Origin of the sequence: Mucilaginibacter angelicae (genome assembly GCF_042434235.1) — a bacterium.
In the GTDB taxonomy this organism is placed as follows: domain Bacteria; phylum Bacteroidota; class Bacteroidia; order Sphingobacteriales; family Sphingobacteriaceae; genus Mucilaginibacter; species Mucilaginibacter angelicae.
The window spans coordinates 12,705-28,342 of the sequence record NZ_JBHLTS010000076.1; the positions used below are offsets into that span (position 1 = coordinate 12,705).

Consider the following 15,638-nt stretch of genomic DNA (forward strand, 5'->3'; position numbering starts at 1 on the left):
GACCCAATGACTTAATGAAATAAAAAGATATGATCAGAAACTACATCAAAATAGCCCTTCGGAACCTTTGGCGGCACCGGGGTTTTTCCTTTATAAATATTACAGGCTTATCTATAGGAATAACGGCCTGTTTTTTCATTTTTATGTATGTAGTTTTTGAGCTGAGCTATGATAAATTTCATACAAAGGCCGATAGGATCTATCGTTTGGTTACCGATATTAAAACGCCAAGCGAAACCATCAATACCAGTATCACCTCATGGGCGTTTGCCCCCAACATTAAGGCCGACCTACCTGAAGTGGAAGCCTACGTACGTACCAGTGGCGGCAGCTTTCTGGTACGCAGGGGAGATGTGAAGTTCCAGGAGGAAAACTCCATGTTTGCCGATTCAACCTTTTTTAAGGTTTTTGATTTTAAATTAGTTAAGGGTGATCCTAAAACTGCGCTTAACGCGCCGGCTACAATAGTTTTTACCGAATCGACCGCCAAAAAGTATTTTGGTACTGCAGATCCGATCGGTAAAACCGTACTGGTTACAGGTGATGCAATCCCGGCCACAGTAACCGGTGTTATGAAAGATTTTCCCGGCAACTCACAGATCAAGGCTGATATGCTGATCTCTATGACCTCGCTAACCCAAAAGTTTAATAAAGGGATAGATGGCCAATGGGGCAATTTCGGTGCTACAACTTATCTTTTATTAAAACCGGGCACCAGTCAAAAAGCTTTTGAAGCCAAAATGCCGGCCTTTTTGCAAAACCGCGATGGTGATGGGATGAAGAAAAGCCAGATGTTTTATACCCTTACATTGGAGCCTTTAAAATCTACTTACCTGTATTCAAAAAGGGGCGGACAGGAAGTTGGTAGTATCAGCAATGTGTACATATTCAGTATTGTGGCTATTTTTATTTTGCTTATAGCCTGTATCAATTTTGTTAATCTTACCACGGCACGTTCGGTTGAGCGAGCCAAAGAAGTTGGCATCCGCAAGGTTGTAGGTGCCGAAAAAAGTCAGCTTGCGGGCCAGTTTATCGGCGAATCGGTTGTGTTGTGTATTATCGCTTTTTTACTTACCCTCGGTATCGCTGCCCTGCTGTTGCCTATGTTCAACCAACTGGCAGGTAAAACCATCAGCACCAGTATATTTTCAAACTGGTACTATATTCTAATATTATTTTTAACATCTCTATGTATCGGTTTACTTGCTGGTTTATACCCGGCTTTGGTATTGTCATCTTTTAAACCGGTAATGGTTTTAAAAGGCCGTTTTTCGGGGAGTAAAAAGGGCGGGGTTTTACGCAAAACGCTTGTAATTGCCCAGTTTAGTATCTCTATTGCGCTTATTATAGGTACCATAGTGGTTTATAACCAGATGAGCTTTATGCAAAACCGCGATCTTGGTTTTAATAAAGAGCAAATGGTAGTAATTAATACCAATGGCGATCCGGCTAAAGATGCCTTGAAAACTGCTATTAGCTCAATCCCGGGAGTGGTTTCAACAGCTTCTGCTTCAAGTATCCCGGGTGGAGGTAATAACGGTGCCTACTCCCAAATTGAGAATAAAAAAGGCGATCTTCAAATAGCCAATCTCGACCTGTATTTTGTTGATTATGATTACGTGAACCAGTTTAAAATCAAAATGGTTGCCGGTCGTGCATTTTCACGTGAGTTTGGTACGGATACGGCTCAGGCCATGCTCATTAATGAGGCTGCTGTTAAACTGTTTGGTTATAGTTCGCCTAAAGATGCTATCGGTCGCCGGTTTAAACAATGGGGACGTGAGGGTAAGATTGTAGGTGTAATGAAGGATTTTCACTTCTGCTCATTACAGGAAGTGATCAAACCACTAACCATGCGCATCGAATTGCATAGCCTTGATTTGATCACTGTAAAAGTATCTCCCCAAAACTTAAACGCTACGTTGGCGCAGATAGAAGGCAAATGGAAACAGCTTATCCCTAACAGGCCATACACCTATTACTTTTTGGATGAGTTTTTCGACAGGCAATATCGTGCAGAGCAACGCTTTGGTAAGCTATTTTTCAATTTTGCCATATTGGCTATATTTATTTCGTGTTTAGGCTTGCTTGGCCTGGCTTCGTACAGCACCTTGCAGCGTACCCGCGAAATAGGGATCCGCAAAGTACTTGGCGCATCTGTCCCAGGTATCGTGAACCTGCTATCCTTAGATTTTTTAAAGCTGATACTGATATCCTGTGTTATTGCCATGCCAGTAGGCTGGTATTTTATGCACCAATGGCTCAAGGATTTTGCTTATCGTATTGATATTCAATGGTGGGTATTTATGCTGGCCGGCATTCTGGCCATTTTGGTGGCAGTGGCTACCATCAGTTTCCAGGCGATAAAGGCAGCATTGAGTAACCCGGTTAAAAGTTTAAGAAGCGAATAAAGGGTTCATTGGTTCACTTGTTCATCGGTTCATTAGTGAACGCGGTGCAGGTGTTAAAAGCAGATAATAAAATATATAATTATGAGTACCAATGAACTGATGAACAAGTGAACCAATGAACTAAATCATGATAAAAAACTATTTCAAAACCGCCTGGCGGAATATCTGGAAAAGCAAGGTTTTTTCGGCTATTAACATTTTTGGACTGGCTGTAGGTATGGCGGCATGTATTGTGATCCTGCTGTTTGTTTATTATGAAAAAAGCTTTGATAACCTGCATACCAAAAACATCTACCGCTTAAACGAGGTGCAAAAGTTTGAGGGCATGGGGGCATCGCAAAAGGTGGCCTTATCCATGTTTCCGATGGGGCCAAGCCTTAAGGCTGATTTTCCGGAGATTAAAAACTTTACACGGATTCGCTGGCAGCAAAAATATCCGCTTAACTACGGACTGAAGCGAGTGTATATGCCGCAGGTGTTTTTTGTGGACTCGGTTTTTTTGAAAATGTTTGATTTTAAACTGCTCAGGGGCGACAGGGAAACCGCGCTGCTAAAACCGCGCAGCGTTTTATTAACCGAGGATGCCGCTAAACGCATGTTTGGCAATGACGACCCGATGGGTAAAACCGTTACCGGCTACGGAGAGGATACCGTACTTTATTCTGTTACCGGGATCCTGGCCAATGTGCCAAAAAACTCGCAATTACAATTCGATTGCCTGTTTTCGTTCAGCAGTATTTATAAACCCTGGATGTTCACCAACTGGGGCGGTAACTGGTTAAATACCTATCTCGAACTGGCACCCGGTACCAACATAGCCGCGCTTGAAAAGAAATTTCCGGCTTATCTTGAAAAATACAGGGGGAAAGGTGGTTCTAAAGGTTATGAACTATTCCTGTTATCCCTTAAAGACGTTCACGCCAACTCGGCCGATATAGGGTTGGATTATATAAACTATCAAAAGTTTGATAAGCATATTACCAACCTGTTTACGGTTATCGGTATCATTGTTTTGGTGATAGCCTGTATCAATTTTATCAACCTTTCAACCGCGCGGTCGTCAGAGCGGGCCAAGGAGGTTGGCGTTCGTAAATCTATTGGAGCCGGGCGTTTTCAGCTGGCCATGCAGTTTTTGGGTGAAACGGTACTGCTCTCCCTGATAGCCTTGGTTTTTGCCTGTATTTTGGCAAGTGTCGCTATTCCTTTTATCAATAATTTAAGTCAGCGGGATATCAGTTTGCCATTGCATGACAACAAGATGCTTATAGGAGTGGTGTTGATAAGCACAGTGCTTGTGGGGATTATATCCGGCATATATCCAGCGCTTTTCCTGTCATCATTTCAACCGGTTAAGGTGTTGAAGGGAGCTTTTGCTTCGGCTGGAGGAAACAAGATCCCATTGCGCAATATTTTGGTTGTAGGCCAGTTTACCAGCGCTGTAATTTTAATGATCGCTACGGTACTGGTTATCAAACAGCTCAAGTTTATGCAGCAAAAGGACCCCGGTTTTAACCGCGATCAGATTGTTAACGTTCCTTTAGGCCTTATCCCGCAAAATAAATACGATATTTTCAAGCAGGAACTGCTTTCTAACACGCTGGTTCAGGGTGTTACTGCATCGCAGGATATTTTGGGCAGCCACCTCGATCAAACCGGGATTTCATTCAAACTGGGCGATTCGCCATTGCGTCAGCTTACTTCAACCTTACTGGTTGTTGATAATAATTATCTTGATCTGTATAAGATCAAGCTGTCGATGGGTAAAAACTTTTCTACTGATACCTCGGCAGTTTGGAAGCAATATATCATCAACGAAGCGCTTGCTAAAGAGTTGTTGAAAGATCATAAAGGAAAAAATATGGAATCATTATTAGGCCAAAGGTTTGGTTTTGATTCTCTTGGAGTGATAACTGGTATAGCCAAGGATTTCAATTTCAACTCCCTGCATTACAAAATTGAAACTTTGTTTTTGGTAAACGGAAAAGGGTTCAACCAAATGTCAGTTAAGATCAATGGCGGCAGGGCTAAGGATGCTGTGGCGTTCATCCAATCAACCTGGATGAAGCAGTTTCCGGGTATCCCTTTTGAATACCAGTTTCTTGATGATCATTTTAAAGAAGTTTACAGCGTTGATAACCAGGTAAGCACCGTGGTTAGTATTTTAGCAGGACTGATCATCATCATATCCTGTTTGGGCTTGTTCGGTCTTGCATCGTATTCAGCCGAGAAACGGATCAAAGAAATAGGGGTACGCAAGGTACTTGGGGCATCGGTACAAAATATTGTGCTGCTGCTTTCGGGCCATTTTGTAAAACTGGTGCTCATTGCCAATGTCATAGCCTGGCCTATAGCGTTTTACGCCATGAGCAAGTGGCTGCAGGATTTTGCCTATCGTATTGATATCAGCTGGTGGGTATTTGGCATAGCCGGGTTCACCTCGCTGGTTATTGCATTTGCAACGGTAAGCTTTCAGGCTATTAAGGCAGCGGTTGCTAACCCAGTGAAGAGTTTACGATCCGAGTGATGTTCATTGGTTCACTTGTTCATTAGTTCATTTGTGAACGCGGAACAGGTGTAAAGCTTTTGCAAAGATTCAAATACCAATGAACTAATGAACCATTGAACAAATGAACTAAAAGAATGATTAAAAACTATATAAAAACAGCATGGCGTAACCTAATTGTGAATAAGGTTACTTCATTAATAAGTATTGCAGGTTTGGCGGTTGGGATAGGCTGCTTCATATTATTGGCTACCTATTTGTTAAATGAGTTACGGTATGATAGGTTTCATGTTAATGCCAATCGTATTGTGCGTGTGGTTTATAACTATAAATCGTCGGATGATGCTGAGGCTAAATCAGTATCGGTAACGCCAACTGCACCGGTACCTGTATTTAAACAACAATTACAGGAAATTGAGAATGGTGTGCGGATTTACTGGAATAATAACCCGGTGCAATACCAGGATAAGCTATTTAATGAAAAACGGTTTTTATTAGCCGATGAACCCTTTTTCAGGATTTTTAGCTTTAAATTTTTGCAGGGGAATGCGGCTACGGCGCTTAATGATCCAGCTTCTGTAGTGATCACTGCCTCTACGGCAAAAAAATATTTTGGCAATGATAACCCCATAGGCAAGGTTTTGAAGGTTAACAACAAGCAAAACATGATGGTTACCGGCGTAGTGGAAGATGTGCCGGAGTACTCGCAGATCAAGTTTGACATGATAGGCTCGTACGCTATGACCGAGCATTCCAAAACGCGCAGATGGGATTCGGCCAACGACTATTCATACCTGCTGTTAAAGCCGGGTGTTAATATGGCTTCCGTTCAGCAAAAGATGAATGCCTATGTGGCCGATATGTTTAAAGACGATTTTAAGCAAGGCCATAAAATGTGGTTCACGCTTGAACCGCTCACCGATGTTCACCTGAAATCGGCAGCTACATATCCGCTTACGCCATCGGGCAACATCAAATACATTTACATTTTAGGTGCGGTAGCAGTTATATTGCTATTACTGGCCTGTGTAAATTTCCTGAACCTGGTAACTGCCAAAGCTATAGAGCGCGGCCATGAAATAGGGGTAAGGAAGGTGATGGGAGCGGCCCGTACCCAGCTTTTTACGCAGTTTATCACCGAGTCGGCTATGATCACTTTGGTATCGTTGCTTGGCGGATTGCTTTTGGCCAATGCGAGTTTTAAATGGTTCAGTGATTTTTCAGGACAGCAGCTTGGTTTCCAAACCTGGAATATATCATGGCTGGCCATGGCCCTTGTTGTCCTGTTTATATCTGTTACTTTTTTAGCGGGCACTTATCCCTCATTATACCTGTCGTCATTTAATCCTATCGTTACTTTAAAGGGAAAGCTAACCAATACTTCGGGCGGTAAGGCTTTACGCAGGTCGTTGGTGATATTTCAGTTTGTGGTATCGGTGTTTTTTATGATTTGTACGGTTATTGCGGGCAGTCAGCTACAATACATTCAGCATTTGAATATCGGCATCGACAGATCGCAGGTAATGGTGATCGATATTGGTGGTAAATCATTAAAAGATATAAAGTCCTTTAATAATGAGGTAACACAACTGCCCGGCGTAATGAATGCAACTGCCTCATATGATTCGCCGGTAGATGTGCATGGTGGGTACAGCATTAATAAGGCAGATGGTAAAAACAGCGATTACAATCTTTCGGTAACAGCGTTACCTGTTGAGCGAAACTTTTTAAAAACGCTTGGTATTAAACTGGTACAAGGTATTGATTTTACGAATGCCGATGAGCAGAGCGCTACCCTTGCCGATCAAAACCAGCGCACATACGGCTTTATCATCAATGAGAAGGCTGCTAATGCACTGGGCTGGAAAACCAGCGAAGCTATAGGTAAACACATTGGCCTTAACGGGCGTACCGGTGAGGTAAGAGGCGTTGTACAAAACTTCAACTTTGCATCCCTGCACCAGGAAATTACGCCTATTGTAATGTTTACTGATGATTATTTTGGTAAGGTGCTCATCAAAACTTCGGGAAATAATATTGCTCAAACCATATCGGCAATAAAAGCAAAATGGACTGCCTTTAACCCCGCCACACCGTTTGAATATCACTTTCTGGACCAGGAATTTGATGATATGTATAAATCAGAACAGCGCACAGGTTCAATACTGACAGCCTTTACGTTGGTTACCATATTCATATCCTGCCTTGGTTTATTCGGACTGGCCGTATTCTCTACCAAACAAAGAGTAAAGGAGGTAGGTGTACGCAAAGTGTTGGGTGCAAGTGTTTTCAGTATCGTAAAATTGGTTTCCGGCGATTTTCTGAAACTGGTGATCATATCGGTTATTATTGCATCGCCGATAGCCTGGTACGCTATGCACAGATGGCTGCAGGATTTTGCTTATAAGATCAGCATTCAGCTATGGGTGTTTATTGCAGCCGGTGCTGTGGCGATAACTATTGCATTTGTTACCGTAAGTGTTCAATCGCTCAAAGCCGCGCTTGCTAATCCGGTTAAGAGTTTGAGGTCCAGTGATTAGTGGTTGGAGGTTAGTTGGAAATATAAGTATATTAAAGGCGTCATTGCGAGGTACGAAGCAATCCCCGATTGATAGAGCGGCTATGCGAATCCGCCCTGTATAGTTTGGGATTGCTTCGTACCTCGCAATGACGTTTTTTTAAGAGCCCTCCCTAATCTCCAACCACCAATCACTAAAAATCACTGTATCATAACCGTACGCACCCTGTTACATAAGCGTACAGTAAGGTTTTGATAGAATGATTTAATATGTTGATAATTAGTTAGATATAACTTTGGTATGTTATTGATATGTTAATCGCAAAATGATGAGTATTATTGTTTAACTCATTTATTTACTAACAAACTAATTCAATAATTAAAAATGTTATCACTGCAGCATATTTCAAAGTATTTCCAGGTAGGGGGCAACAGAAACATCATCCTGAATGATCTTAGTCTTGAGGTTGACGAGGGTGAATTTATTTCGATCATGGGCCCTTCAGGTTCGGGCAAATCAACATTGCTTAATATCATTGGTATGCTTGATGAACCATCAGACGGTTACCATTACTTTGAGGGCCATGCGGTGCATCAGCTTAAAGAAAAACAGCGCTCGGCTTTGTATAAACAATACATCGGTTTCGTTTTTCAGGCGTATCATTTAATTGACGAGCTTACCGTTTACGAAAACATTGAAACCCCGCTTATTTACCAGGACTTTAAAAGTGCCGAACGTAAAGCTATGGTTGCCGACATGCTTGACCGCTTTAGCATCGTTGGTAAAAAAGACCTTTTCCCGGCACAGTTATCAGGCGGGCAGCAGCAGCTGGTGGGTATTGCCCGTGCATTGATTGCCAAACCAAAATTGTTATTGGCCGATGAACCTACCGGTAACCTCAACTCAAAACAAGGGGAGGAGATCATGGAACTGTTCCGTAAGCTGAATAAGGAAGATGGTGTAACTATTATACAGGTTACCCACTCCGAAAAAAATGCCGAATACGGTTCGCGCATTATCGATCTGCTGGATGGCAGGATCGATTCATCAAGAAAACTCTGAACTCAATAATAAAATGCGATACTATAAATTACTATTTCTCGGTCTTGTTGTATTTGGAAATTTAAAGGCTTACAGCCAGGCCCCGGCAGATTCTGTGCTTACTTTGCAGCAATGTATTGATCTTGCAATTAAAAACAACCTCGATGTAAAAAAGAGCGAATTGCAAATGCAGACACAGGAAATTGCCTATAACCAGGCCCGCGAAAACCTGCTGCCTTCAATTAACGGCAATGTAAGCCACAATATCAGCAATGGCCGTAGCCAGGACCCTACAAATTATAACTACGTAACACAGCAAATTACGTATGCTCAGTACAACCTGAACAGTAACCTGACATTGTTTAACGGCATGAGCCTGCTCAACAATATCAAGCGTTACTCATTGGCTTACCAGGCAGGTAAAATGGATTTTCAACAGGCCAAAGACCTGGTTACTTTAAATGTTATTACCGCTTATCTGCAAGTGCTTGATAATGAAGATCTGCTAAAGGCAACCGTTATACAGGTTGAGCAGGCCCAGAAACAGGTAGACAGGCTGGTGGTACTGAATAAAGATGGAGCCACACCACCTGCAACATTATATGATTTAAAAGGGACACTGGCTACCAGTAAAATTGGTGCGGTTAATACCAAAGCAGCAATGGGTATCTCAAAAATCAACCTGTTGCAGATTATGAATGTGCCTTTGGATAAGGACCTTAAACTTGCGCGGCTGTCTGCTGATCAATTACCTGGAACTTATGATAAAAATCCTGATGAGATCTATACCAAAGCACTTAATGACCTGGCATTGGTTAAAGCGTATGATTTGCGGTTAAAAAGTGCCGAAAAGGAAGTAAAATCTGCCAAGGGGGCATTATGGCCTACTCTCACAGCATTTGGATCGCTGGCAACCAACTACTCAAGTACCGGTAATACAGGTTATTATTCGCAGTTAAAAAACAATTACAGTTCGGGCTTTGGGGTTGGGCTAAGTATACCTTTCCTTAATTATTTTCAAAGCCGTAATAAGGTAGCCCTGGCTCGCATCGACCTGCAAACCGCAAAATACAATAACGATTTTACGAAGATCCAGTTAAAGCAAAATATTGATCAGGCTTATATCAATATGTCATCAGCCCTTGAACGTTATCATTTGCTAAGGGACCAGGTTGATGCCTATGGCGAATCATACCGCATCGCCGAAGTTAAATTTAATTCGGGTGCTATTACTTCGGTTGATTTTGTGATAGCCAAATCAAACTTTGACCAGGCTAACACCAACCTGATCAACGCCCGGTATGATTATTTCATCCGTACCAAAATCCTTGATTATTACCAGGGAAACTTAGCACTTTAACCAGGTTTTTTAAGATTAACAGAAGCCTATACTTTTATCTCAGATTATCAGTTAAATATCTGGTTAAACTTTTACCGAACTTATCGGTTGGGTTTAGCCGGATATTTCTATTTTAGCGACGTTTTGCAAATAATATGGCTTGCAAAAACTTTTTACATCATCCAAACACCTAATAAGTATGAAAAAATTAATTTTACTCTCGTTATCTATTTTTTTACTGTCAATCGGCGTATCAAAAGCGCAGGTAATTCCGAGCTTTTCTTTCGGTTTGAAAGGCGGCTTAAACTATTCAACTTTTCCCTCAAACGGCGTTTTTAACAACGATAATAAAGCCGGTTACCAGGCCGGTGCCTGGGCAAGGATCGGTGGCTTAGGCTTAATTTTTCAACCCGAGCTTTATTATACTAATAAAAGTGTAACCGTAAGCGATGCAGGTGCTTCAAATAAACAAAGTTTTAAGAGTTTTGATGTTCCTTTGTTAGTGGGTGCGAAAGTTGGTGCATTAGGCTTAGGCGGAAGGTTTTACGGTGGCCCTGTGCTTTCATTTACTACGAGTAGAGACAACGCTTTAAAAGATGCAACAGCTTTAAAATACAAAGATGCCAATTATGCGCTGCAAGTAGGTGCAGGTGTTGATATCAGCAGCCTTTCAATTGATCTTCGCTATGAAGGTGGCTTAAATAAAATAGCTTATGGAGATGGAAATTCCCATACACGTGTAAGCTTATTCAGCCTTGCTGTAGCTTATAAATTGTTCTCCTTGTAGTTTTCAAACTTGCAAAAATATCAAGAAACCTGCCGGTAACGGCAGGTTTTTTTTGCTTTATACGAGAGTGTAAACTTTATTGTTAATTAACCCGGGTTAGTGGTTTGTATTTTGGAAGCCATTTGTGTAAAGCAGATGAATTTATGATGATGTCAGGGCTTATTTCAGAGCCTCAGGTTGTTAATTATTGGTTAATTTATATTTTCGGGAGAAACCTTTTTTGATACTTTTTCGTAAAAAGTAACTGTTAATAAATAAAGGATATCCAATGCGCCTGAGATCTATCTTGCATATACAGAATAAAAAAATATTGCTGCTTTGGATAAATCTCTTTTTTTGCGCAAGCCATGCCTTTGCAGCCACTTTTGATTGGAATGGACTTACTTCGGCAGTTTGGACCGACAAATCAAATTGGACTGTGGGAGGGTTTATTGCAACCGAATATCCGGGTCAGAACAGAAATACTGATGTTGTTCAATTTGGTGTAACTGCGTTATCTATATATCTTAATCAACCAACTTTAACATTAACAGCTAACCAAACATTAACTGTAGCATCAATTACATTTGGCCCAAGAGAATATAGCATTTCTTCTTCTATTACGGGAACCACTTTAACGGTAAATGGCTCTACAGGAAAATTAATTGTAACGGGCGATATAGTTCAAACCCCTAACACTACCAATGGTATTACTACTACGGTCAATAATTTCATAAATGGCACGGCCTCAGTTCAATGTGCCAATATAAGAGTTGGTACTTCTGGTACCACAGGCGGCCAGAATAGCTTTCTTTTTTCTCATGTAGCTAACTTATATGTAACTAATAATGTAAATCTCATTCCAAGCACAAATTTAGGCAATGGCAGTGGTTTTAGGTTAGAGGATGGAATTATGAAAATTGACGGTCAAATAAACATTACAAACCCCAACGGGTATACTTCTGGTAGTAACCTGGTATATTTCACTGTAAATGGTACTTATAATATAAGTTCACCCAAAAGTAATCCAAGTTTATATCTTACTAACGCTAATGCCATCGCTTCAATATCTCCTCCTTATGGTTCTGTAAATTTTGATGGTAACAGGCAGGGAGGTACGGCGGGTGGCAGAACTACCATTCATTATACAGGGTCGAACCCTACAATTTATACCTCTTCTTTTGTTGGCTTTGGGTCTGGTGGCGGGTTTTATAATGCCGGGCCAACCTATGATAATCTTGTTATAGAAGGTACAGGTACTGCTACAATCGGTACCTCTGGTGCAACTAATCCCAGCACTTTAGTGATCGATTCAGCATTTACAACCACAAGTAATGTAACGTTTGCCACATACAGTACAGCTATCACTGTCGGCACTGATTGGACTAATAGTGCCGCTATTACCGGTGGTGCTGGTACAACGGATATTAATCGTGATTTGACTAATTCTGGTACGATGACTATGGGAACGGGCGCAGTAACTATTGCCCGCAATTACACCAATACGGGTACATTCACCCCGAATGCGTCAGCGCTGATATCGTTTGACGGCACAACCCAAACCCTTACGGATGCTACTGCTACAGGCACAAATTTTTATAATGTGACTTTTACTGGTGGCGGTACAAAATCAATGGCTTCAGGTAGTAAATTTACTGTAGCGGCACCCTATACTTTAAATGTCAATTCAGCATCAACTCTTGCAGTGGGAAATGCCACATCAACTACAACGGCGCTAACTATATTATCTACCAGTGCCGGAGATGCCAGTATAGGTACCCTTGCTGCGGGTACAATTACGGGCAGTATAAACGTTCAGCGTTATGTGAAAGGTACATTGCGACGGTATATGCTAATGTCATCGCCGGTGATTAACAGTACATCTACATTTTTTACAACCGGTTCGCTTCCTACCTATAATCTTGTACCGCTTAAAGCTACAACTTACATAACAGGCCCGTCAGGTTCAACAAATGGTTTTGATGATGCTACAGCTACAGGTAACAGCCCTTCTGTTTTTGTTTATGATGAAAATGCCCCTGCTTCCTCCAACGTAAACCTGGTTTTAAATAATGAATACAAGCCTTTTAATTCAACAAGCGAAGGCTTGCCTGCTGCTAACGGTTTTTTATACTATTTCAGGGGGAGCAGAAGTGTATCAAATCCTTTTGTAAGGCCTTTTCCGGCAACAGATAATGCTACTTTAAACTTTTTCGGTACAGTTATTAAAGGCGCGGTTGGTGCAAACGCTCAGTTCTCGGCCAATATTGTCAATTTCCAGGCCTCACCACCTCTATACTATACGGCCGCGGTGGTGAGTGCGCCGGCTACTTTGTCATTCAGTGCAAGCACCCCGGCAATAAAAAAGGGACTTAATCTTATTGGTAATCCTTATGCGTCGGTAATCGACCTGCATGCACTTTACCTGGCAAATACTACCAATAAGTTTTATTATATGTTGATAAAAGATGCCAGTACCGGAACCAACAGTTCATCAACCAAGTTCGCCATGTATGATGCAAGCAACGGCGCTACCGGCTCCGCCGGGACAGGGGCAAGCCGTTATGCCTTATCCGGTCAGGGATTTTTTACTTTAGCAACTTCTGCATCGGCTATTAAGTTTGATGAATCCATGAAGGTGGCTTATTCAAACTACAGTCCCCCAACTCCCCCTGTGTTTAATGTGGTGGGTAATCCCGGTAAAAACATTGCGGCTTCATATGCTGCGAGCGCCGGAAGTAATGACGTTGGAGACATATTACCCCGCCTTACCATGGAATTAGTGCAGGACACCGTAGTCCACAACTCTACCGATATCAATTTTGATGAAAATGCTTCGGCAAAATTTGTCCATGGCGAAGATGCGCCATATTATCAGCCATCAGGACAGGGCGATTTGTTTTATTCGCTTAGCAGCGATTCGGTAGGATGTTTTGCTAACTACACGGGTAACCTCGAAAAATTAAAGCGTGTAAATCTTATCGTTACGTTCTCTAACTACGGCGTATACAAGCTTACATCGCCAATAAAAAAAAATATTGACGCAAGATACTCCATCTATCTGAAGGATAAATACACCAATGATTCCCTCGACGTTGTGCATAACGCGGAGTATGCGTTTAAGGTAGAGTCGAATCCTGCCAGTTATGCTCATGACAGGTTTTATCTTAGCATCGGTATAGTTCCCGGTCATGATTATCGCTTGCTAACCTTTACCGGAAAAAAAGTTATTGAGGGAATAACATTAAATTGGGAAACCAATAATGAAAGTAATTTTACTGGTTTTAGTGTTCAAAAGAGTGCTGACGGAGGTAAAACCTTTTTAACTATCGACAGCCTGCGGTCGACGGGTGCAGGCAAATATTCCTATACCGACCCAACACCTGGCAGTGGGCAGATCATTTACCGGCTTAGCCAAAACCTGGTAACCGGCGAAAATAAACTTTCTGATAACCTGAAGTTTGAGATCCAGCCGGGTACCGGTGTAAATAAATTCCTGGTATATCCAACCGTGGTTTCGGTCAATACAGTAAATATAAAATTACAACAAACATCTGCCAGTCCGGTAAGGATCAGTATAGTTAACCCCTCGGGGGTAATTGTCAAAAAGCTGTCGGCAACAGGCACAAATACCATCCAGGAAAATGTTGCCGGCTTAAGCCGGGGACTTTACATAGTAGTTGCAGTTAATGAAAGCACAGGGGACAGAATTGGGAGTGGAATGTTTTTTAAACAATAACAGTATGTATGTATTAGCTATGATTGTATCAAAATGGAAAACCATATTAGCTATTATAATAATCAATTTACTGGCGGTATCCTGGAGTTTTGCCGATCCGGGAGATGGTCTTTGCGATGGTAATGATGGCGGCCCTGATGGATGCCCGCTGGATACCTGGGTATGGGCATTGATTTTGGTGGCTGCGATATTTACTGTACGGCACTTAAGCCCAAAAGCTAAATTAAGCTCAGGCCAGGAATAACCTGTTTAATTGCACAAGGAATGCAGGTTAGCTGCATTGTTAAATTAACCAGAGCCGAAACTCAATAACCTTTCAAATTTGAGTGCTTCATCTTCTTTTACAGGCTGGTAAACAATCAATTAAATACAGTATTAGATAATATTTGTATAACATCTGTTGTGTTATAAATCTGTATCTTGATCAATAAAAACCAATTTGCAATGAAACCTTTATTTAAATGCACACTGCCTGCTTTACTGGCATTTATGGTACAGGGCGCTATTGCGCAAACGCACCAGTTAGAAAAGCTTTGGGAAACTGATACCGTTGTACGGATCCCTGAATCGGTTTTGCCTGATTTTAAAAAAGAGATCCTGTATGTATCACAAATTGAGGGGAACCCCAGCGCGGCTGATGGCAAGGGAGGAATTGCCAAAATAGGGCTGGATGGAAAGATCATGGATCTTAATTTTACCACCGGTTTAAATTCACCCAAGGGTTTGGGAAGGTTTGGCAACCAATTGTATGTGGCCGATCTTTCGGAAGTTGTGGTTGTTGATATTAAGACAGGCAAGGTGATCAACAAAATACCTGTTGACAGTGCTAAAGTTTTAAATGACGTTACAGTAGATGCAAAAGGGATAATTTATGTATCCGACAGTAAAACCTTAAAAATACACAGGATTGAAAAGGGCAAAGTAACAACTTTTTTAACGCAGGTAACTGGCGTAAACGGGCTAAAAGCCATAGGTAACGATCTTTATATCATGAGCGGGCCGAAGTTTATAAAAGCAGACAGTAAAGGCAATTTAACACCAATAGCCACAATTAGCTGCGGCGGCGATGGTCTTGAACCTGTTGGTAATGGTGATTTTTTAATTACCTGCTGGGCAGGCCATATATTTTATGTAACAGCCGATGGCAAAGTAGAAACTTTGCTTGATTCGGAAGCGCAAAAGTTAAACACTGCCGATCTGGGTTATGATACCATTAATCGCATTTTATATGTGCCCACATTTTTTGCTAAAAAAGTAGTAGCTTATAAACTTGTTACCCGTTAATATACAATTTAAGCCTGTATCCGGGCTAAAAGCAAA

General features: G+C 41.6%; 9 protein-coding genes. All 9 read left to right on the top strand.

What is annotated here, in order from left to right; all coding sequences use genetic code 11:
* Nucleotides 1-29: 29 nt before the first annotated feature.
* Nucleotides 30-2,411, top strand: a complete 2,382-nt coding sequence (locus ACFFGT_RS26325) for an ABC transporter permease (RefSeq protein ID WP_377025495.1) — start codon at nt 30-32, stop codon at nt 2,409-2,411.
* 127 nt (nt 2,412-2,538) lie between these two features.
* Nucleotides 2,539-4,935 (top strand): ABC transporter permease, encoded by a 2,397-nt coding sequence (locus ACFFGT_RS26330; protein ID WP_377025496.1) that lies wholly within the window; start codon nt 2,539-2,541, stop codon nt 4,933-4,935.
* Between the two features lie 116 nt (nt 4,936-5,051).
* Nucleotides 5,052-7,454 (top strand): ABC transporter permease, encoded by a 2,403-nt coding sequence (locus ACFFGT_RS26335; RefSeq protein WP_377025497.1) that lies wholly within the window; start codon nt 5,052-5,054, stop codon nt 7,452-7,454.
* A 363-nt stretch (nt 7,455-7,817) separates the two neighbouring features.
* Complete coding sequence (locus ACFFGT_RS26340; RefSeq protein ID WP_112569202.1) at nt 7,818-8,495, top strand: ABC transporter ATP-binding protein; 678 nt, start codon at nt 7,818-7,820, stop codon at nt 8,493-8,495.
* Nucleotides 8,496-8,508: 13 nt separating this feature from the next.
* The gene (locus ACFFGT_RS26345) at nt 8,509-9,834 is read left to right on the top strand and encodes a TolC family protein (protein WP_377025498.1); all 1,326 of its coding nucleotides are present in this window, start codon (nt 8,509-8,511) and stop codon (nt 9,832-9,834) included.
* 178 nt (nt 9,835-10,012) lie between these two features.
* Nucleotides 10,013-10,600 (top strand): porin family protein, encoded by a 588-nt coding sequence (locus ACFFGT_RS26350; RefSeq protein WP_377025499.1) that lies wholly within the window; start codon nt 10,013-10,015, stop codon nt 10,598-10,600.
* Between the two features lie 268 nt (nt 10,601-10,868).
* Complete coding sequence (locus ACFFGT_RS26355; protein WP_377025500.1) at nt 10,869-14,318, top strand: T9SS type A sorting domain-containing protein; 3,450 nt, start codon at nt 10,869-10,871, stop codon at nt 14,316-14,318.
* Nucleotides 14,319-14,322: 4 nt separating this feature from the next.
* Entirely contained in the window at nt 14,323-14,562 is a 240-nt protein-coding gene (locus ACFFGT_RS26360; RefSeq protein WP_377025501.1) for a hypothetical protein, read from the top strand.
* Nucleotides 14,563-14,762: 200 nt separating this feature from the next.
* The gene (locus ACFFGT_RS26365; RefSeq protein WP_377025502.1) at nt 14,763-15,602 is read left to right on the top strand and encodes an SMP-30/gluconolactonase/LRE family protein; all 840 of its coding nucleotides are present in this window, start codon (nt 14,763-14,765) and stop codon (nt 15,600-15,602) included.
* Nucleotides 15,603-15,638: the final 36 nt, after the last annotated feature.

What these genes read in the sequence shown, in the direction of transcription:
- ACFFGT_RS26340 (WP_112569202.1), top strand. Translation starts at nt 7,818, where the DNA reads ATGTTATCACTGCAGCATATTTCAAAGTATTTCCAGGTAGGGGGCAAC.
- ACFFGT_RS26330 (WP_377025496.1), top strand. Translation starts at nt 2,539, where the DNA reads ATGATAAAAAACTATTTCAAAACCGCCTGGCGGAATATCTGGAAAAGC.
- ACFFGT_RS26335 (WP_377025497.1), top strand. Translation starts at nt 5,052, where the DNA reads ATGATTAAAAACTATATAAAAACAGCATGGCGTAACCTAATTGTGAAT.
- ACFFGT_RS26350 (WP_377025499.1), top strand. Translation starts at nt 10,013, where the DNA reads ATGAAAAAATTAATTTTACTCTCGTTATCTATTTTTTTACTGTCAATC.
- ACFFGT_RS26365 (WP_377025502.1), top strand. Translation starts at nt 14,763, where the DNA reads ATGAAACCTTTATTTAAATGCACACTGCCTGCTTTACTGGCATTTATG.
- ACFFGT_RS26345 (WP_377025498.1), top strand. Translation starts at nt 8,509, where the DNA reads ATGCGATACTATAAATTACTATTTCTCGGTCTTGTTGTATTTGGAAAT.
- ACFFGT_RS26355 (WP_377025500.1), top strand. Translation starts at nt 10,869, where the DNA reads ATGCGCCTGAGATCTATCTTGCATATACAGAATAAAAAAATATTGCTG.
- ACFFGT_RS26325 (WP_377025495.1), top strand. Translation starts at nt 30, where the DNA reads ATGATCAGAAACTACATCAAAATAGCCCTTCGGAACCTTTGGCGGCAC.
- ACFFGT_RS26360 (WP_377025501.1), top strand. Translation starts at nt 14,323, where the DNA reads ATGTATGTATTAGCTATGATTGTATCAAAATGGAAAACCATATTAGCT.